Source organism: Neorhizobium sp. P12A (assembly GCF_008365395.1).
GTDB lineage: Bacteria > Pseudomonadota > Alphaproteobacteria > Rhizobiales > Rhizobiaceae > Rhizobium.
Window position 1 is genome coordinate 523,060 of the sequence record NZ_QOVX01000001.1, and the last position, 17,490, is coordinate 540,549.

General features: G+C 60.8%; 16 protein-coding genes. 13 read left to right on the forward strand and 3 right to left on the reverse strand.

Going from position 1 to position 17,490, the window contains the following annotated elements; genetic code table 11:
• Positions 1–44 precede the first annotated feature (44 nt).
• The 6 genes from DTW90_RS02460 to DTW90_RS02490 all read left to right on the forward strand — a co-directional run bounded on the left by DTW90_RS02460 (position 45) and on the right by DTW90_RS02490 (position 6,148).
• Positions 45–362: a metalloregulator ArsR/SmtB family transcription factor gene (locus DTW90_RS02460; protein WP_132519142.1), complete on the forward strand. Its 318-nt coding sequence runs from the start codon at positions 45–47 to the stop codon at positions 360–362.
• A gap of 315 nt (positions 363–677) precedes the next feature.
• On the forward strand, positions 678–2,006 hold the full coding sequence (locus tag DTW90_RS02465; protein ID WP_149336240.1) for an aspartate aminotransferase family protein: 1,329 nt from the start codon (positions 678–680) through the stop codon (positions 2,004–2,006).
• A gap of 69 nt (positions 2,007–2,075) precedes the next feature.
• Positions 2,076–2,561, forward strand: a complete 486-nt coding sequence (locus DTW90_RS02470) for a RidA family protein (RefSeq protein WP_149336241.1) — start codon at positions 2,076–2,078, stop codon at positions 2,559–2,561.
• A gap of 133 nt (positions 2,562–2,694) precedes the next feature.
• Entirely contained in the window at positions 2,695–4,392 is a 1,698-nt protein-coding gene (gene ade / locus DTW90_RS02475; RefSeq protein ID WP_149336242.1) for an adenine deaminase, read from the forward strand.
• A 17-nt stretch (positions 4,393–4,409) separates the two neighbouring features.
• Positions 4,410–5,618 carry a TIGR03862 family flavoprotein gene (locus DTW90_RS02480; RefSeq protein WP_149336243.1) on the forward strand — a complete coding sequence of 403 codons (1,209 nt, stop codon included), beginning with the start codon at positions 4,410–4,412 and terminating at the stop codon, positions 5,616–5,618.
• 275 nt (positions 5,619–5,893) lie between these two features.
• Complete coding sequence (locus DTW90_RS02490; RefSeq protein WP_149336244.1) at positions 5,894–6,148, forward strand: hypothetical protein; 255 nt, start codon at positions 5,894–5,896, stop codon at positions 6,146–6,148.
• Here the strand turns inward: DTW90_RS02490 and DTW90_RS02495 are convergent, their stop codons facing one another.
• Positions 6,149–7,798 carry an alpha-glucosidase family protein gene (locus DTW90_RS02495; RefSeq protein WP_149336245.1) on the reverse strand — a complete coding sequence of 550 codons (1,650 nt, stop codon included), beginning with the start codon at positions 7,796–7,798 and terminating at the stop codon, positions 6,149–6,151.
• A 292-nt stretch (positions 7,799–8,090) separates the two neighbouring features.
• Between DTW90_RS02495 and DTW90_RS02500 the strand changes: the two genes are divergently transcribed.
• From DTW90_RS02500 to DTW90_RS02525, 6 genes are all read left to right on the forward strand, one after another.
• On the forward strand, positions 8,091–9,671 hold the full coding sequence (locus tag DTW90_RS02500) for a peptide ABC transporter substrate-binding protein (RefSeq protein WP_149336246.1): 1,581 nt from the start codon (positions 8,091–8,093) through the stop codon (positions 9,669–9,671).
• A gap of 54 nt (positions 9,672–9,725) precedes the next feature.
• Positions 9,726–10,649, forward strand: coding sequence for an ABC transporter permease subunit (locus DTW90_RS02505; protein WP_149336247.1), 924 nt, complete (start codon positions 9,726–9,728; stop codon positions 10,647–10,649).
• On the forward strand, positions 10,646–11,563 hold the full coding sequence (locus DTW90_RS02510; protein ID WP_149336248.1) for an ABC transporter permease subunit: 918 nt from the start codon (positions 10,646–10,648) through the stop codon (positions 11,561–11,563). The genes DTW90_RS02505 and DTW90_RS02510 overlap by 4 nt, the downstream gene beginning before the upstream one ends.
• A 1-nt stretch (position 11,564) precedes the next feature.
• The gene (locus DTW90_RS02515) at positions 11,565–12,572 is read left to right on the forward strand and encodes an ABC transporter ATP-binding protein (RefSeq protein ID WP_149336249.1); all 1,008 of its coding nucleotides are present in this window, start codon (positions 11,565–11,567) and stop codon (positions 12,570–12,572) included.
• Positions 12,565–13,575, forward strand: coding sequence for an oligopeptide/dipeptide ABC transporter ATP-binding protein (locus DTW90_RS02520; RefSeq protein WP_149336250.1), 1,011 nt, complete (start codon positions 12,565–12,567; stop codon positions 13,573–13,575). The genes DTW90_RS02515 and DTW90_RS02520 overlap by 8 nt, the downstream gene beginning before the upstream one ends.
• A gap of 256 nt (positions 13,576–13,831) precedes the next feature.
• The gene (locus tag DTW90_RS02525) at positions 13,832–14,767 is read left to right on the forward strand and encodes a sugar kinase (protein WP_149336251.1); all 936 of its coding nucleotides are present in this window, start codon (positions 13,832–13,834) and stop codon (positions 14,765–14,767) included.
• Here the strand turns inward: DTW90_RS02525 and DTW90_RS02530 are convergent, their stop codons facing one another.
• Positions 14,768–15,085, reverse strand: coding sequence for a hypothetical protein (locus DTW90_RS02530; RefSeq protein ID WP_132519103.1), 318 nt, complete (start codon positions 15,083–15,085; stop codon positions 14,768–14,770).
• Entirely contained in the window at positions 15,082–15,981 is a 900-nt protein-coding gene (locus DTW90_RS02535; protein ID WP_149336252.1) for a hypothetical protein, read from the reverse strand. Before DTW90_RS02535 ends, DTW90_RS02530 begins: the two co-directional genes overlap by 4 nt.
• A 339-nt stretch (positions 15,982–16,320) precedes the next feature.
• Between DTW90_RS02535 and DTW90_RS02540 the strand changes: the two genes are divergently transcribed.
• On the forward strand, positions 16,321–17,379 hold the full coding sequence (locus tag DTW90_RS02540) for a glycosyltransferase family 1 protein (protein ID WP_245512625.1): 1,059 nt from the start codon (positions 16,321–16,323) through the stop codon (positions 17,377–17,379).
• The last annotated feature ends 111 nt before the right edge of the window (positions 17,380–17,490 follow it).

Here is a 17,490-nt window from a genome sequence, read left to right on the forward strand (position 1 = left end):
TCCCCGTTTCTGATGTACGCCCCCGCATTAGGAAGTTTGAGAAGATGAAAACTAGCAATTTGGCCGACCACTCCAATGTGGCGGCAGCCTTATTATCTGCCATGGCGAATCCGAAGCGCCTCATGATTCTTTGCAGTCTGGTTAAGGGTGAAGTCCCGGTTGGTGTTCTTGCCAATCAGGTCGGCCTTAGCCAATCGGCCCTTTCCCAGCACCTTTCGAAGCTTCGTGCTCAGAAACTGGTAAAGACCCGCCGGGATGCTCAAACGATTTACTACTCCAGTTCGTCGGAATCCGTAATGAAGGTTCTGTCGACTCTCGAGGACATTTATTGCGAGCCTGAAAAGAGCAAATCGGCCGCCTGATGATAGCGCTGACATCACGTTAGCGTAGGCACGTTTTCGATCGCTGGGAATGCTTCCCGGCAATCGTGGCCGAGCCGATTTTATCACGACATGCATAACGACCTTGGCCGGCAGTGAAAACTGCCGGCCTTTATTGCCTTGTGCCGGATCTCCCATCTCGACCGGCCCGTCAGCACTGCTGGTTCCTTCTGGCCGGTTCATAATTCGTAGCATCGTCTTGACCGCCCCCGGCCTCCTGATAATTTGACCGGGCGATAAATAATCACGCGTTGAGCCGCGGCCGGGAATGGTCACCGAATGACCAGGGAGAACATCATGTCCAACCGTTTGAATACCACCCCCAATGATCTGCGGGCTTTTTGGATGCCGTTTACGGCAAACCGTCAGTTCAAGAAGGAGCCGCGCCTGTTCGTCAGCGCGAAGGATATGCACTACACCACCCATGACGGGCGCAAGGTGCTGGACGGAACGGCGGGCCTGTGGTGTGTGAATGCCGGCCACTGCCGCCCAAAGATCACCGAGGCGATCCGCGAACAGGCTGGCGAACTCGACTATGCTCCCGCCTTCCAGCTTGGCCATCCCAAGGCCTTCGAGCTTGCCAACCGTCTGGTCGATATCGCGCCTGAAGGCATGAACCACGTCCTCTACACCAATTCCGGCTCCGAATCGGTCGAGACTGCGCTGAAGGTCGCGCTCGCCTATCATCGCGTGAAGGGCAACGGCTCGCGCTTCCGCCTGATCGGCCGCGAGCGCGGCTATCACGGCGTCAACTTCGGCGGCATTTCCGTGGGCGGCATCGTCTCGAACCGCAAGATGTTCGGCACCCTTCTCACGGGCGTCGACCACATGCCGCATACCCACCAGCCCGACAAGAACCGCTTCACGAAGGGCGAGCCCGAGCACGGCGGCGATATCGCAACCGAACTGGAGCGCATCGTCACCCTGCATGACGCCTCGACCATCGCCGCCGTCATCGTCGAGCCGGTTGCAGGCTCCACGGGCGTCCTGATCCCGCCGAAGGGCTATCTGCAGAAGTTGCGCGAGATCTGCACCAAGCACGGCATTCTTTTGATCTTCGACGAAGTCATCACCGGCTTCGGTCGCCTCGGCGCGCCTTTCGCGGCCCAGTATTACGATGTCGTTCCCGACATGATCACGACAGCCAAGGGCCTGACCAACGGTGTCATCCCGATGGGCGCGGTTTTCGTAACCTCCGAAATCCACGATGCCTTCATGAACGGCCCCGAGCACATGATCGAGTTCATGCACGGCTATACCTATTCGGGCAATCCGATCGCCTCGGCCGCGGCGCTCGCGACGCTCGACACCTATAAGGAAGAAGGCCTGCTCACCCGCGCTGCCGAACTCGCCGATTACTGGGCTGACGGCCTGCATTCGCTGAAGGACTGCCCCAACGTCATCGACATCAGGAACACCGGTCTAATCGGCGCCATCGAACTTGACCCGATCGCCGGCGAACCGACCAAGCGCGCCTTCACCGCCTTCCTGAAGGCCTATGAAAGCGGCCTGCTGATCCGCACGACCGGCGACATCATCGCCCTCTCCCCGCCGCTGATCATCGAAAAGCATCACATCGATGAACTCTTCGGCAAGCTTAGGGAAATTCTGCAGAACAATATCTGACGAAGGCAAAGGCGAGACGATCAAGGTTTCGCCTTTTCTACACACCCTTTACAATCAATGGAGAGCCCAATGGCTGTGATCGAAGAGCGTATCCGATCAATGGGCCTCTATCTGCCGGATCCCGCAAAAGTCCCCGCAAATGTGGTGATCGATTTCGCCTGGGCACGTGTCTTCGACAACAGGGTCTACGTTTCGGGCCACGGTCCACAGGCACCGGATGGCAGTATCGTCGGTCCTCTTGGGTTGGTTGGAGCGGACGTGACGCCAGAGCAGGCTACCGACGCTGCACGCTTGGCCACCCTTTCCGTTCTTGCAAGCGTCAAACGCGCGATCGGGGATCTGGATCGCATCACAGCCTGGTTGCGCATCGATGGTTTCGTGCTCACTGCTCCCGGCTTCGATCGCACGACCAACGTTATAAATGGCTGCTCGCGCCTGCTTTGGGATCTTTTCGGCCCAGGTATAGCAAGTCATGCGCGGACCGCCATGGGCGTTGCGGCGACCCCACTCCGCTGCCCCGTGGTTATTGCCGCAGAACTGGCCTTCAAACCTTGAGCAGCTGAAATGGCGGCGTCGGGGGCATTGATTATTCCCGTTTCCTCGATTTCGTCTGCCTGAATCGTTCCCTCTACAGCCGGAACCGCTTAACGAATAAAATGCAAGAATCGCATGGACAGGAAGAAGCGACATGACCGCCCATCTTGAACGCCTGATCGACCAGGGCACCGGCCGCATGCCGGCGGATATCGTGCTCAAGGGTGGCCGCTTCTTCGATCTGGTCACCGGCGAGTTGGTGGCCTCCGACATCGCCATTTGCGGCGACCGGATCGTCGGCACTTGCGCCGATTATGAGGGTCGCGAAGAAATCGACATTTCCGGCAAGATCGTGGTGCCGGGTTTCATCGACACGCATCTGCATATCGAATCCTCTCTCGTTACGCCCCATGAATTCGACCGCTGCGTCCTGCCCTATGGTGTGACGACGGCCATCTGCGATCCGCACGAGATCGCCAACGTGCTTGGCACCGAGGGCATCGAGTTCTTCCTCGACAGCGCCCGCGAGACGATCATGGACATCCGCGTCCAGCTGTCCTCCTGTGTTCCGGCAACTCACTTGGAGACGTCAGGCGCCGATCTGCCGATCGAGACGCTGCTGCCCTATCGCGACCATGAGAAAGTCATCGGCCTTGCCGAATTCATGAACTTTCCCGGCGTGATCCACAAGGATCCGACCTGCCTCGCCAAGCTCGACGCCTTCTATGGCGATCATATCGACGGCCACGCGCCGCTGCTGCGCGGCAGGGACCTCAACGGCTATCTTGCCGCCGGCATCCGCACGGAACATGAATGCACCACGGCCGAAGAGGCGCTGGAAAAGATCCGCAAGGGCATGCACATCCTGGTGCGCGAAGGTTCGGTCTCCAAGGACCTCGTCGCCCTGATGCCCATCATCACCGAGCGTCTGTCACCGTACCTCGCGCTCTGCACAGACGACCGCAATCCCCTCGACATCGCCGAATACGGCCACCTCGACCATATGATCCGCACCGCGATCGCGTCGGGCGTCGAGCCGCTGGCGATCTACCGCGCGGCCTCGATTTCCGCCGCCCGCGCCTTCGGCCTCAGCGACCGCGGCCTCGTCGCGCCCGGTTGGCGCGCCGATCTCGTGGTCCTCGACAGCCTGGAAAACTGCAAGGCCGAGATCGTATTCTCCGGCGGTCGCCGCGTGACCGACGCGCTGTTTTCCACCCGCAAGCCCGTCGAACCGGTCGGCCTCGACAGCGTCAAGGCCCGCACGATCAACGCGGCCGATTTCGGCGTGCCAGTCGCCGAAGGCGAGACCTCGGTCATTGGCGTCATGCCCGGCAAGATCATCACCGAACATCGCCGTTTCCGCTTGCCTGCACAGGGGAACCAGACAACCGTCGATCTTGGCCGCGATATCATCAAGGTCGCCGTCATCGAGCGTCACGGCAAGAACGGCAACCACGCGAATGGCTTTGTCCAGGGCTTCGGCTTGAAAAAGGGAGCAATCGCCTCCACGGTCGGCCATGACAGCCACAATATCTGCATCGTCGGCGTCAGCGAGGATGATATGGCTCAGGCCGCCAATCGCCTCAGCGAGATCAAGGGCGGCTTCGTCGTGGTCGAGGACGGCAAGGTGACCGGCGAGATCGCGCTCCCCGTCGCTGGTCTGATGAGCCTGGAGCCCTATGAGAGCGTGCGCGACACGCTGCATCATCTCCGCCAGGCGGCATTCGCACTGGGCTCAACGCTGGAAGAACCTTTCCTGCAGCTCGCCTTCCTGCCGCTGCCGGTCATTCCGCATCTGAAAATATCAGATATGGGCATGGTGGATGTCGATGCTTTCAGGCTGCTCGGGTGACGGGCGCCCGAAATCCCATGAGGCGCATCGCGATTGTCGGCGGTGGTCCCGCCGGCCTCATGGCGGCGGAAACGCTGTCGCAATCCGGGCATGCCGTGACCGTCTATGAGGCGATGCCGACCGTCGCCCGCAAATTCCTGCTCGCGGGCAAATCCGGCCTGAACATCACCCATGCTGAAGACTACAGCCTCTTTGCGACGCGCTTCGGCAACGCATCCGCGCGCTTGCGCGAAGCGCTCGACGCCTTCACGCCCGACGACCTCACAAGCTGGGCCGAAGGGCTGGGCACGGCGACCTTCGTCGGCACGTCAGGTCGCGTCTTCCCGAAGGCGATGAAGGCCTCGCCGCTGCTGCGCGCCTGGCTGCGGCGGCTGGAAACGCAGGGCGTTCACATTCAGATCCGCCATCGCTGGTGCGGCTTTGCCGAAGGCGGTTACCTCTTCGAGACGCCCAAGGGCGAAAAACTCGTTCAAGCCGATGCAATCCTATTGGCGCTCGGCGGCGCAAGCTGGCCGCGGCTGGGATCCGATGCCACCTGGGTGCCGTGGCTCAAGGAGAAAGGCGTCGAGATCAGCGACTTCCGCCCTGCCAATTGCGGATTCGATATCGAATGGACCGAGGCTTTCCGGACGCGCTTTGCCGGCGAACCGCTGAAATCAGTGACCGCCACTTCGGGTGCCGGCACGCTGCCTGGCGAATTCGTCATCACCGAGCACGGCATCGAAGGCAGCCTGGTCTACGCCCATGCCGCCAGTCTGCGCGATCGGCTCGAAAAGGACGGCAAGGCGGCACTCGTCGTCGATCTTGCGCCCGGCCGCACGGCAGAACGCCTTTCCCATGATCTCGCCAAACAGGACAGCAAGGCAAGCTTCACCAACCGCCTGCGAAAAGGCGCCGGCATCGATGGCGTAAAGGCGTCTCTGCTACGGGAATTGACCGACGAGGCCGATAGGAGCAACCCCGACCGGCTCGCCACCCTGATCAAGGCCTTGCCGATCCCCCTCCTCCGTCCCCGCCCGATCGACGAGGCAATCTCGTCAGCCGGCGGCATCCGCTGGAGGGGCATCGACCAGCGCTACATGCTGAAGACCCTGCCCGGCGCCTTCGTGGCAGGCGAGATGCTGGACTGGGAAGCACCGACCGGCGGATATCTGCTGACGGCCTGCATGGCGACCGGACGAGCGGCGGCGAAGGGGATGGTGGAGTGGCTTGAACAGGTTGAATAACGGAAAAACCGGCAACGCTTACCTCCATAAGAATTTGGTCCCTGTTATCCTCTAAGGCACTGTACCTCGGGAATATGTGATGACGAGACTCGAGCAGATCGAAAAAACAGTTGAAGAACTCAACGCCAAAGACTTCGCCGCCTTCGCGGAATGGTTCGATCTTTGCAGCCGCAGCGATGGGATCGGCAAATAGAAGCGGACTCTGCATCCGGCAAACTCGACCGTTTTGCAGATCAGGCCTTGGCTGATTTTCGCACGGGCAAAACCAAGCCACTATGAACCATCACGCCACGCCGGCATTTTGGAAGGCCTATGACAGCCTGCCGGTCGACGTGAGGGCGCTGGCGGATCGAAACTTCGAACTGCTTAAACGCGATCCAAGGCATCCATCGTTGCACTTCAAAGCCGCGGGCCGATTTTGGTCGGCTCGCGTTGGAAAATCCTGGCGTGCCCTCGCTGTGGCTGATGGTGAAGATATGTTCTGGTTCTGGATTGGCAGCTACGCGGACTACGACAAGCTCCTGCGCTGATCAAAGCCGCCCACAAAACGCATCCAGCCCATCGAGCTTTACCGTCTCCACCGCAGCGCCAGGCACGAAGCCCGGCATCGGCAGGACCTCCTTCACCTTCATTCCCTTCGGCAGCGCCACCTGCACCGGCTTGCGGGCGAGGTTGAAGACGAAGAGCATGGTTTCGCCATGCCTTTCGCGGGTAAAGGCGAGCACGTCTTCCTTGGTGTTGACGAAGGTCAGGTCGCCGTCGATCAATGCCGGATACGCCTTTCTGAAAGCGAGCGTGTGGCGGTAGTGCTGGAGCACGGAATCATTGTCCGCCTCCTGCTTGTCGACCGAAAGTGCTGCATGCTGATAGGGAACCGGCAGCCAGGATTTTTCGGCCGTGGTGAAGCCGGCATGCACTCTGCCCGCTTCCCAGGGCATCGGCGTGCGGCATCCGTCGCGGCCCTTGAAGGCCGGCCAGAAGCGGATCCCGTAGGGATCGCGCAGGTCTTCGAAGGCGAGATCCGCCTCGGGTAGGCCCAGCTCTTCGCCCTGATAGAGGCAGATCGAGCCGCGCAACGTCGACAGCAGCGAGATCGCCAGCTTGGCGATGCGCGGGCGCTCCTCTTCCGTCTTGGCAAAGCGGCTCACATGGCGGTTGACGTCGTGGTTGGAGAAGGCCCAGCAAACCCAGCCGTCGCGCACGTTTTCCTGAAAGGCGCTGATGCAGCTGCGGAAATGCGTCGGCGTGAATTCAGGGCCGAGCAAGTCAAAGGTGTAGCACATATGCAGCTTGTCGCCATCGCTGGTATAGGCGGCCAGCGTCTGCAGCGAGCGGGCGCCGTCGCCGACCTCGCCCACCGTCGTGCGGTTCTCATAGGTGTCTAGCAGCGCGCGCAGACGCTTCAGAAAGCCCAGATTTTCCGGCTGCGTCTTGTCATAGAGATGGTTCTGCATGCCGTAGGGATTGGTATCGGGCGCGTCGAGGCCGGCATCGCTTTCATTGGCTTCGTGCGGCGGATTGCTTCGAAGCTGCTTGTCGCAGAAGTAATAGTTCACCGTATCGAGCCGGAAACCGTCGACGCCACGGTCGAGCCAGAATCTGACGGCGGAAAGTACGGCGTCCTGCACATCGCGATTATGGAAGTTGAGATCGGGTTGCGACGTCAGGAAGTTGTGCTGGTAATATTGCCGGCGCACGCCATCCCATTCCCAGCCAGGGCCGCCGAAGATCGACAGCCAGTTGTTGGGCGCCGTTCCATCCGGCTTCGGATCGGCCCAGACATACCAGTCCGCCTTCGGATTGGTCCGGCTTGACCGGCTCTCGACAAACCAAGGATGACGATCGGAACTGTGCGAAATCACCTGGTCGATGATCACTTTGAGACCGAGTTCATGCGCCGCAACAAGCATCTCGTCGAAATCGGCCAGCGTCCCGAAGATAGGATCGACATCACAATAATCTGAAACGTCGTAGCCCATATCGGCCATAGGAGACGTGAAAAAGGGCGCAAGCCAGATCGCATCGACCCCCAGCGAGGCGATATGCGGCAGCCGTCTTGTGATCCCCTTGATGTCGCCAAGCCCGTTGGCGTCAGTATCCTGGAAGGATCGCGGATAGACCTGATAGATCACCGCACCGCGCCACCAGTCCTTCGCCGCCGCTTTGCCTGTTGATTCCATGGGACAATTCGCCTCCGCTCGCTCGCTTGATCGACGCACAAGTTAGCGGGCAGGCCGTAAAATACAATTCGAAAGACAGGCAAGCTTTGCCTTATTCCGCAAAAGACCGTGAAGCGGAACGGGGGCGCGGCTTATAGGTAGAAAGCGATCATTGCGCCACCCCCGCATTTAGGGGTTGAAAGCGACACCCTAATGGATAAGTTGCGACGTTGACCTGCACGTTAAGGTCACCTGCGGGAACAACGATAGACCTTGAAACAAGGCAAAAACCAGAAAGGTAGGGTCCGATCCTATGACATACATCAACAAAAAATTCCTTGCTTCGGCGCTTGCCGGCACGCTGCTCGCCTTCTCCGCGCATGCCGCGACCATCAATATCCACAATGGCGGCGACCCTACCTCGCTCGACCCACAGAAAATTTCCGGTGACTGGGAGAACCGCATCGACGGCGACATCTTCGAAGGTCTCGTCACCGAAGATCCGAAGGACAATCCGATCCCGGGCCAGGCCGAAAGCTGGAAGGTTTCCGACGACGGCAAGGTCTACACCTTCAAGCTGCGCGACGGCATCAAGTGGTCCGATGGCCAGCCGGTCACGGCGGACGATTTCGTCTTCGCCTTCCAGCGACTGATGGACCCGAAGACCGCCGCCAACTACGCCTATCTGCAGTTCACGATCCACAACGCCGAGAAGATCAACAAGGGCGAAATCAAGGATTTCAGCCAGCTCGGCGTCAAGGCGCTTGACCCCAAGACGCTTGAAATCACGCTCGACAACCCGACCCCTTACTTCCTCAACGCCCTCATGCACTACACGGCCTATCCGCTGCCGAAGCATGTGGTCGAAGCCAAGGGCGATGACTGGGTCAAGATCGGCAACATCGTCACCAACGGTCCCTACAAGCCGACCGAATGGGTTCCGGGCTCGCACGTAACGACGGTCAAGAACGACCAGTACTGGGATGCCAAGGACGTCAAGATCGACGGCGCCACCTTCTACACCCTGGAAGACCAGTCTGCCGCGCTGAAGCGCTACCGCGCTGGCGAGTTCGATATTCTGACCTCCTTCCCCGCCGACCAGTACGAATGGATCAAGAAGAACCTGCCCGGACAGGCGCATGTGGTTCCGTTCCTCGGCACCTATTACTACGTGCTGAACGCCACCAAGCCGCCCTTCAACGACAAGCGCGTCCGCCAGGCCCTTTCCATGGCCGTCAACCGCGAAGTCATCGGTCCGAAGATCCTCGGCACCGGCGAACTGCCGATGTATTCCTGGGTCCCGCCGGGCACCGCGCATTATGGCGAGCCGGCCTATGTCAGCTGGAAGGACGAGCCCTATAGCCAGAAGGTCGCTGACGCCAAGAAGCTGCTTGCCGACGCAGGCTTCGGTCCCGACCATCCGCTGCATGCGCAGCTGCGCTACAACACCAACGACAACCACAAGAAGATTGCAGTCGCAATCGCTGCCATGTGGAAGCCGCTCGGCGTCGACGTCGAGCTCTACAACACCGAGACCAAGGTGCATTACGACGAAATGCAGCGTGGCCAGGTGGAAATCGGCCGTGCCGGCTGGCTCGCCGACTACAACGACCCGATCAACTTCCTGAACCTGCTTTCGACCGGCGTCGACATGAACTACGGCCGCTGGTCCAACGCTGACTATGACAAGCTGATCAATCAGGGCAACGCCGAAACCGACCTCACCAAGCGCGCAGCCATCTACAAGCAGGCTGAACAGCTCGCCCTCGACGACAGCGCCGCCATCCCGATCTACTACTACGTTTCCCAGAGCATCGTCTCTCCGAAGATCGAGGGCTACGAGGACAACGTACAGGACATCCACCGCACCCGCTGGCTGTCCATCAAGCAGTAAAACAGGAAAAAGGACCCCTTTCGGCTGCAATGCCGAAGGGGTCTGTCCCCGCCCATGATCCGTTACGCTCTCCGTCGCCTGCTGTCGACAATCCCCGTTCTGTGGATTGCCGTGACAGTGTGTTTCTTCATCCTGCGCCTCGCGCCAGGCGGTCCCTTCGACGGCGAAAGGCCGTTGCCGCCGGCAGTGCTGAAAAATCTGGCCGCGCACTACAATCTCGACAAGCCTCTGCTGCAGCAATACGTCATCTACGTCACTGACGTGCTGAAGGGCGATCTCGGTCCCTCCTTCGCCAACCAGGACTTCACCGTCACGCAGCAGATCATGGGAGGCTTTCCCTATACGCTGACGATCGGTGGCTCGGCCTTCGTGTTGTCGCTCGTGCTCGGCGTATTCGTCGGCTGTCTTGGCGCGCTCTACCAGAACAAGGCCCCGGACTACTGGCTCGGTGGAGTGCTTCTGATTGGCCTCGTCCTGCCGAGCTTCCTGATCGCGCCGATCCTGCAGCTTGTCTTCGGCATCCAGCTTGCCTGGCTGCCAGTCGGCGGCTGGGGTGACGGCTCGATCAAATACCTCATCCTGCCGGTCGTCGTCCTCGCCTTGCCGCATGCGGCCCGCATCTCGCGGCTGATGCGCGGCTCGATGATCGAGGTGATGAACCAGAACTTTATCCGCACCGCCAAGGCGAAGGGCATCGGCCCGCGGCTGACAGTCATGCGCCATGCGCTGAAGCCGGCGATGATGCCGGTGGTCTCTTATCTCGGCCCGGCGGCGAGCTATCTGCTGACCGGCTCGCTGATCGTCGAAACCATCTTCGGCCTGCCCGGTGTCGGCCGTTATTTCATCGCCGCAGCACTCAACCGCGACTACGGCATGGTGCTCGGCACGGTCATTTTCTACATGGGCCTGATCGTGCTCCTGAACCTGTTGGTCGACATCACCTATGCGTGGCTCGACCCGAAAGTGAGAATGCGATGATCCTCAATCCTGCCAAACGGGAATTGCTGGCTGCAGAACTGCTTGCCGCCGAAGGCCTCGCCGTGGAAGGCCGGTCGCTGACCAAGGATGCCATCCGCCGCCTGCTCCGCAACAAGGCGGCAGCGCTTGCCATCGTCGTCCTTGCGCTCCTCGTCATCCTCGCGATCTTCGGACCGAGCCTCATTCCCTTCAACTACGAAGACCCGGATTGGAATGCGTTCCGCAGCCCACCGGATTTCGCCGCCGGCCACTATTTCGGAACCGACGCCAATGGCCGAGACCTGCTCGCACGCACGCTCTACGGCACGCGTGTCTCGCTGACGGTCGCGATCGTCGCCACCTTCGTCTCCGTCTTCATCGGCGTGCTCTATGGCGCGGTGTCAGGCTATTTCGGCGGACGTCTCGATGCAATCATGATGCGCTTCGTCGATATCATGTACGCCCTGCCCTACATCCTCTTCGTCATCCTGCTGATGGTGATCTTCGGCCGCAACGTCTACCTGCTCTTTGCCGCGATCGGCGCGCTCGAGTGGCTGACTATGGCCCGCATCGTGCGCGGCCAGACGCTGTCGCTGAAACACCGCGAATTCATCGAGGCGGCGCGTGCCTCCGGCCAGCGGTCGTTCAAGATCATCCTCAAGCACATCGTCCCCAATCTTGTAGGGCCGGTCGTGATCTATGCAGCGCTGACCGTGCCCGAAATCATCGCGACAGAAAGCTTCCTTTCCTATCTCGGCTTCGGCGTTCAGGAGCCGCTCACCTCGCTCGGCACGCTGATCGCGGACGGCGCCGCGGGCATGGAGACCACGCCCTGGATGCTCTTCTTCCCCGCCGGCTTCCTTGTCGCCCTCTTGATGAGCTTGCTCTTCATCGGCGACGGCCTGCGCGACGCTTTCGATCCGAAGGATCGCTGACATGACGACCAACAAGAATAACGAAACGCTGCTCGAACTGAAGGACTACTCGATCACCTTCCGCACCCCGGAGGGCGATGTTGCCGCGGTCTCGAAGATGAACCTGAAGGTCGGCCGCGGCGAGCGGATTGCCATCGTCGGCGAATCCGGCTCCGGCAAGAGCCAGACCTTCCTCGGTCTGATGGGCCTGCTTGCCAAGAACGGCAAGACATCGGGTCAGGCGCTGCTTGAGGGCAAGGACCTGCTGGCGCTGAAGCCCCGGCAACTCGACCAGGTCCGCGGCAAGGACATGGCCATGGTCTTCCAGGACCCGATGACCGCCTTGAATCCGTCTCTCAGGATTTCGCGGCAACTGACTGAACAGCTTGAGGTTCACCGCGGCATGACGGCGCGCGCCGCCTCCGCTGCCGCCCTCGATATGCTGAAGAGGGTGGGCATCCCGGACCCGACGCGGCGCTACACGCTCTATCCGCACGAGCTTTCGGGCGGCATGCGCCAGCGTATCGTCATCGCCATGGCGCTCCTCACCAAGCCGAAGCTGCTGATCGCCGACGAACCGACGACCGCTCTCGACGTCACCATCCAGGCCCAGATTCTGGATCTTTTCAATGAGTTGACGGCGGAGATGAATACGGCGCTCGTCATGATCACTCACGATCTCGGCGTCGTTGCCGGCCTCGCTGACCGCGTTGCAGTCATGTATGCCGGCCGCATTGTCGAGGAAGCGCCGGTCGACGAATTGTTCGAGAACCCGGCCCATCCCTATACCGCAGCGCTGCACGCCTCGATCCCGCGCGCCGACCAGGATGTCGACGACCTCGCCGTCATCCCCGGCCGCCCGCCGAACCTGCAGCACCTGCCGAAGGGCTGCAATTTCTCGCCGCGCTGTTCGATGGTGCAGGACGACTGCATCGACCGGCCGCCCGCGCTGGATGTTGTAGGCGAGCGCCATTGCGCAGCCTGCTTCCATCCCTTCCCTCGCCGCGAGGAGATCTTGGCCCATGACTGACATAACGCCTGAAGCCAAGAGCGCGCGCACGCTGCTGAAGGTCGAGCACCTGACGACGCAATTCGAGTTGCCATCGAAATCCTTCTTCAAGCCGCCACTCCTGCTGACCGCCGTCAACGACGTCTCCTTCGAGCTGAAGGAAGGCCGCACGCTCGGCATCGTCGGCGAGTCCGGCTGCGGCAAGTCCACGCTCGGCCGCTCGATCCTGCGGCTGATCAAGGCGCAGAAGGGCCGCATCATGTGGCAGGGCAGCAACCTGCTGAACCTGTCGGACGAAGAGATGCGCGCCGCCCGCCGCGACATGCAGATCATCTTCCAGGACCCGATCGCCTCGCTTGATCCGCGCATGACCGTCGGCGACATCATCGCCGAACCGCTCACCGTCTTCGAGCCGAAGCTGAGCAAGGCCGAGCGGCAGGCCCGCGTTCGTGAGATCATGAACGCGGTCGGCCTCGTGCCTGAAATGATCAACCGCTATCCGCATGAATTCTCCGGCGGCCAGGCGCAGCGCATCGGCATCGCCCGCGCCGTCGTCACCCGCCCGAAGCTGATCGTCTGCGACGAGCCGGTCTCGGCCCTCGACGTCTCGATCCAGGGCCAGGTGATCACGCTGCTTCGCAAGCTGCGCAAGGAATTCGGGCTGACGCTGATCTTCATCAGCCACGACCTCTCGGTCGTGCGCCTGATCTCGGATGACGTGCTGGTGCTCTATCTCGGCAAGGTCGTCGAGGCCGGCGATTGCGCGACCGTCTTCGAACATCCCACTCATCCCTATACGCAGGCGCTGTTTTCGGCAGCGCCGGTGCCGGACCCGAAGCTCGCCCGCCAGCGCAAGCGCATCCTGTTGCAGGGCGACCCGCCCTCGCCGCTCAACCCGCCACCGGGCTGCGTCTTCTCGCCCCGCTGCTGGAAGGCGACCGACGTCTGCCGCAAGGAAATGCCGCCGACGGAGCAGGTCAGGCCTGGCCAGACGGCTGCTTGCTATCATATGGACAGGCCTTAACAGCAGTACCGCCCTTGTCCGCAATGGACAATCTGACGCGATCTCAAGAACCCTCCCCACCCCCCACAAGGGGAGGGGTCTTGCCGCACCGCTCAAACTTCAATTGAGGCAAAACGGCACCGCTAATTCTTCTCCCCCCTTGTAGGGGAGATGGCCGGTTGGCCAGAAAGGGTCTTTCTCGAAACCCTCCCCGTCCTTGCCTCCACCCTCCCAAACGCGTATCAGCAATACCGACAAGGCATTGGGAGTCGTGGCATTGAGCGGGCGTTTTCTGTCGATTGGTGAGTGCATGGTGGAGCTGTCGCAGGCCAAGGATGGGCATCTGCGTAAGGGTTTTGCCGGAGATACGTTCAACACCGCCTGGTATGCCCGCGCATGCCTGACCGACGATTGGACGGTCGATTATTTCACCGCCCTTGGCGACGACGCCATGTCCGACGAGATGTCGGCATTCATCGCGAAGGCAGGCATCGGCACGCAATATATCCGCCGCATCCGAGGCAAGACGCCCGGCCTCTACATGATCAACCTGAAGGACGGCGAGCGTTCGTTCAGCTATTGGCGCGACAGCTCTGCCGCACGCCAGCTGGCGGCCGACGGCGACCGCCTGCGCGAGGCGATCGAAGCCTCGGACGTCATCTATTTCTCCGGCATCACGCTCGCCATCCTGTCCCACGAGGATGCCGAAACACTGTTTTCGGAACTGCGCCGCGCCAAGGCGATCGGCAAGCTCGTCGTCTTCGATCCGAACCTGCGTCCTCGGCTCTGGTCGAGCTTCGATGCCATGCACACGACGATCAGCGAGGGCGCCCGCACCTCGACGATCGTCATGCCGAGCTTCGACGACGAGGCATCCCATTTCGGCGACGACTCCATCTCCGCCACCATCCATCGCTACCGCGCGCTTGGTGCCCGCATGGTCGTCGTCAAGAACGGCGCCGAGGGAGCGACGATCGGCACGGCTGACGACGAGACCCTGGTTCCGGCCGTGAAAGTAGCGAAGATCGTCGACACGACCAGCGCCGGCGACAGCTTCAACGGCGCGTTCCTCGCCGAATATCTGAAGGCCCACGATGCCGTCGCGGCCGCGCACTTCGCTGCCGTCGTCGCGGCAAAAGTCATCGGCGAGCATGGTGCTCTGATCGCTCCGGAGAAGCTGAAGTTGGAAAAAGTCACCGCACCCAAGGCCTGATTAAAGGATCGCCAGGAGCTTGGCGAAAAGGGTCGCGATCTTCAAAGCCGTGTCGGTCGCCTTGACGATATCCTGAATGTCGTCGAGAACATCGCTGACTTCCTTCTTTGCGCTTTTCATACCCGAAGTCAGCGCCCCATAGGCTGCGCTCGAGGCGTTGAGGCTCTGCGCCACCATCTCATCCAGTTCGTCGTCCAGCTTGTGATAGATATCGAGGAAGACGGCGCCATCCTTTGCCGCCTTGGCATCGTGAAAGCCAAGCTGGGCGGCAGCAATGGCCGAGCGAATGCAATCATATGCGGCCTTGTTCGTCGTCATGATTGACCTCCCTTGGGCAAGGCATCCGAGAATGCCTGAAGCTGTTTCGTTGCATCGATGAAGGATTGGAGCGACAGGGAGTCGGAGGTGGATTTGGCGAGCGCCGCATGGGCAGCAACCATCTTGTCGAGAACCGTGATGTAGTTCGCTTGCTGCGCGCCGCCGGTCGCCACAAGCAACCCGATTGAATTCTCCATGCTTGCCTGCTCCTCCAGGGAGTTGCGATAGGCCTGGTATTTCTCGTCCGCACTGCTCCCGGCCTGAATCGTATCAAGCGCCGTCTTCTTCTCGGTCAACCACTCATCGTAGTGCCTTTGGACCTGGCCGGCCACTTTTGCGAGATCGGAGCCCAATATCTCCCGCCCTTTGACGACCGACGGATGCGCCCTGACGATGGCCTTGTGAATGCGGTCGAGCGCCGCCTGCGTCACGACCGTCTTGACGACCTTCTCGCTGGCATCGGACACGGTCTGGAAGTTCTTTGCCTCGGACAGATGGGGGAGCGCCGTCGTTGCGGCCTTCTGCAGATTGTCGACGGCGTTGTCCAAGCTGTCACCCTGCACGCCACTTGCCGCGGCAGCGAGGGCGTCGCCGTAGTCCGCAAGCGCCTTGGCGTAGGCGATCCTGACATCCCAGACTTTGCCTGTCGCCTTCGTCGGCTTGACCTCAAGAGGAAACTCATACGGCCCGCCACCGCGCATGAATTGCGTCGCCTGATCTTCCGTCGCAATATCGGCGACAAGCTTGTTGTCGATGGTGCGCGCATCCTGTGTGGCGGTGGCCACAGCCTTCGCCGCATCGCCGAAGCTCTTGATATTTTGGGCATCTATGGTCGCAGTACACCCTGCCGCGCCCGCCAAGGAGAGCACAGCGAGAAATCTCGCAAATGGATACATTTCAATCCCCCTCAACCCTGAGGGGATTGTTAGCAAAGTCTCGGCGCAGTTCAACAGAAATATTTACTAAAAAGAGCATTTTTAAATAATACAACCTTAGAGACTGCGCGGTTGCGGTGACTCCAATGTCCGTATGAGGGTTCGAAGGGGATGACGTAACACTGTAATATTTCCATCATGGATGCCCCGCAAAATAAGGCCGGCGCGGGAATCATCTTCGCTGATACGGCAAAGAGTTGTGCCGACACCATGAGGGTGCGGCGCGAACGGATTGTTTTGGACATGTTGCAACGTTTGTCGGATATCGACCACAAGACCTGGGCTGAGGCGGCCGCTGCCATGGCAGTACCCGAACGTCTGCTGATCGTCACGGATGCCTGGCACCCTCAGGTCAACGGTGTCGTACGTTCGATCGAGAATACCAACCGTGAACTTTCCAAGCTCGGCATCGACGTGTCCATGATCACGCCGGAAGGTTTCCCCAGCATCCCCTGCCCGACCTATCCGGAGATTCGTCTATCGATAGCGAGCTACCGCCGCGTCGCTGCAGAGATCGCAAGGATTACGCCATCCTACGTGCACATTGCCACCGAAGGACCCCTGGGCCTGACCGCCCGCCGCTGGTGCCTGAAGAACGGCATGCCGTTTTCGACAAGCTATCACACCCGCTTTCCCGAATATGTCGCCGCCCGCCTGCCGATCCCGGAAAGCTGGCTCTATGCCTTCGTGAAGTGGTTTCACAATGCCGGTTCGGGCTGCATGGTCGCAACGCCAAGCCTTGCCAGCGAATTGAAGGCCAAGGGCATCAACAATCTCATGCCCTGGAGCCGCGGCATCGATTCCACGCTCTTCCATCCGCAGGAACAGCAGGACAATCCCTTCGGCCTGCCCCGCCCGATCTTCATGACCGTGGGCCGCGTCGCGCTGGAAAAGAACCTGCCTGCCTTCCTGGAACTCGATCTGCCGGGCTCGAAGGTCGTGGTCGGCGATGGACCGGCCCGGGCTGAACTGCAGAAGCAATATCCCGAAGTGCTCTTCACCGGCGCCAAGTTTGGCACGGAACTCGCCGAAGCCTATGCGCAGGCCGACGTCTTCGTCTTCCCGTCGAAGACCGATACGTTCGGTAACACCATCATCGAGGCACTCGCGAGCGGCGTCCCTGTCGCCGCCTATCCGGTGACTGGACCCGGCGACATCCTGGGCGGCCACGAGACGGCAGGCGCTGTCCACGAGGACCTGCGGCAGGCATGCCTTGCCGCCCTCTCCTGCTCCCGTGAAGCGGCCCGCGCGCTGGCGCTCAACTATTCCTGGACAGCGGCAACCGCGCAGTTCATCGAAAACGTCCGGGTGGCCAACCATCGCGGCCGCATGATCGGCAGGGCTGCAAAGCAGGCATGATGTTTTTTGGGTGCCATGCCCGGCTGCTGACAGCTCTTTTCGTCATTCTCGGGCTTGTCCCGAGAATCTGCAATCGCCTGATTGTGTTGACGTGTTTAGATCCTCGGCACA

Bases quoted from the DNA above. Each gene is read 5' to 3' on its own strand.
- DTW90_RS02520 (WP_149336250.1), top strand. From the start codon at position 12,565: ATGACTGACATAACGCCTGAAGCCAAGAGCGCGCGCACGCTGCTGAAG.
- DTW90_RS02535 (WP_149336252.1), bottom strand. From the start codon at position 15,981: ATGTATCCATTTGCGAGATTTCTCGCTGTGCTCTCCTTGGCGGGCGCG.
- DTW90_RS02495 (WP_149336245.1), bottom strand. From the start codon at position 7,798: ATGGAATCAACAGGCAAAGCGGCGGCGAAGGACTGGTGGCGCGGTGCG.
- DTW90_RS02460 (WP_132519142.1), top strand. From the start codon at position 45: ATGAAAACTAGCAATTTGGCCGACCACTCCAATGTGGCGGCAGCCTTA.
- DTW90_RS02530 (WP_132519103.1), bottom strand. From the start codon at position 15,085: ATGACGACGAACAAGGCCGCATATGATTGCATTCGCTCGGCCATTGCT.
- DTW90_RS02465 (WP_149336240.1), top strand. From the start codon at position 678: ATGTCCAACCGTTTGAATACCACCCCCAATGATCTGCGGGCTTTTTGG.
- DTW90_RS02505 (WP_149336247.1), top strand. From the start codon at position 9,726: ATGATCCGTTACGCTCTCCGTCGCCTGCTGTCGACAATCCCCGTTCTG.
- DTW90_RS02500 (WP_149336246.1), top strand. From the start codon at position 8,091: ATGACATACATCAACAAAAAATTCCTTGCTTCGGCGCTTGCCGGCACG.
- DTW90_RS02490 (WP_149336244.1), top strand. From the start codon at position 5,894: ATGAACCATCACGCCACGCCGGCATTTTGGAAGGCCTATGACAGCCTG.
- DTW90_RS02540 (WP_245512625.1), top strand. From the start codon at position 16,321: ATGGCAGTACCCGAACGTCTGCTGATCGTCACGGATGCCTGGCACCCT.
- DTW90_RS02515 (WP_149336249.1), top strand. From the start codon at position 11,565: ATGACGACCAACAAGAATAACGAAACGCTGCTCGAACTGAAGGACTAC.
- DTW90_RS02480 (WP_149336243.1), top strand. From the start codon at position 4,410: ATGAGGCGCATCGCGATTGTCGGCGGTGGTCCCGCCGGCCTCATGGCG.
- ade (WP_149336242.1), top strand. From the start codon at position 2,695: ATGACCGCCCATCTTGAACGCCTGATCGACCAGGGCACCGGCCGCATG.
- DTW90_RS02510 (WP_149336248.1), top strand. From the start codon at position 10,646: ATGATCCTCAATCCTGCCAAACGGGAATTGCTGGCTGCAGAACTGCTT.
- DTW90_RS02470 (WP_149336241.1), top strand. From the start codon at position 2,076: ATGGCTGTGATCGAAGAGCGTATCCGATCAATGGGCCTCTATCTGCCG.